The following is a 793-nucleotide window of genomic DNA, read 5'->3' as shown; positions in this document are numbered from 1 at the left end:
GTGGTCTTGCCGGAGCCGGGACTGGACACCAGATTCAAGGCAAAGATGCCACGCTCGGCCAGCGCTTGGCGGTTCGCTTTGGCGTAAGCGTTGTTCTTGGCCAGAATATCCTGCTCGATCTGCACCCTGCGCTGGCTGCTGATGCCCGGCGCATGCCCGTGCCCCGCAGCCTCGGCATGCCCATGATCATGGGGCGGGTCATGCGGGGCGTGTTCGCCCGCCACCGTCACTTCGCCAGGGCCGCAGCCGCATGTCGTGCACATTGTTTTTCCCTTCTAGGCTACTTCGAGTTCCTTGACCCGCATTTCAGTACCGCCCGTCACCTGCAGTGGATAGCCGCCACACTGCGGGCACTCGCCAAAGACCTCGGCCATCGGCACCGTCATCGTGCACGCCCTGCACCAAGCCGTGCCGGGCAGCGCAATGATCTCCAGGCGGGCGCCTTGCGCGATGCTGTCGCGCGTCACCGCATCGAAGCAGAACTTCATGGCCTCGACCTCAACGCCCGAGAGCTGGCCGATTTCCAGCCAGACCGTGGTGACTTTCGAAAATGCCTGTTGCCGCGCCGACTCCTCGATCAGCTGCAATACCTCTTCGGCGAGCGACATTTCATGCATAGGACGCCAGTCTACGCTGGTGCGGATCGCTGTTCTCTCTGGGCCACGGCGCCATCGGTCAGCCTCGCATCCGTTGGCGATTGCCGCGGTCGGCGCCCTGGCCCTTGGCTTGGCGTTCACGGTCGGCATGCTGGTGATGGATGGCGTGAACGTGTTGCTGGCCCTCAGCTTCCTGG

Annotated in this window: 1 protein-coding gene and 1 pseudogene; both read right to left on the bottom strand. The window is 63.8% G+C overall.

Annotated features, from left to right (window positions below; genetic code table 11):
• A pseudogene (locus B3V69_RS08565) lies at positions 1-263 on the bottom strand (hydrogenase accessory protein HypB); the annotation flags it as partial.
• Positions 264-275: 12 nt separating this feature from the next.
• A complete protein-coding gene (gene hypA / locus B3V69_RS08560) occupies positions 276-617 on the bottom strand; it encodes a hydrogenase maturation nickel metallochaperone HypA (RefSeq protein WP_296445611.1) in 342 nt (113 codons plus the stop codon).
• Positions 618-793: the final 176 nt, after the last annotated feature.

Origin of the sequence: Rhodoferax sp. UBA5149, from assembly GCF_002413825.1 — a bacterium.
GTDB lineage: Bacteria > Pseudomonadota > Gammaproteobacteria > Burkholderiales > Burkholderiaceae_C > Rhodoferax.
Note: the sequence above shows the minus strand (reverse complement) of the source record. Positions and strands in the feature narration are given on the sequence as shown.

What these genes read in the sequence shown, in the direction of transcription:
- hypA (WP_296445611.1), bottom strand. Translation starts at nt 617, where the DNA reads ATGCATGAAATGTCGCTCGCCGAAGAGGTATTGCAGCTGATCGAGGAG.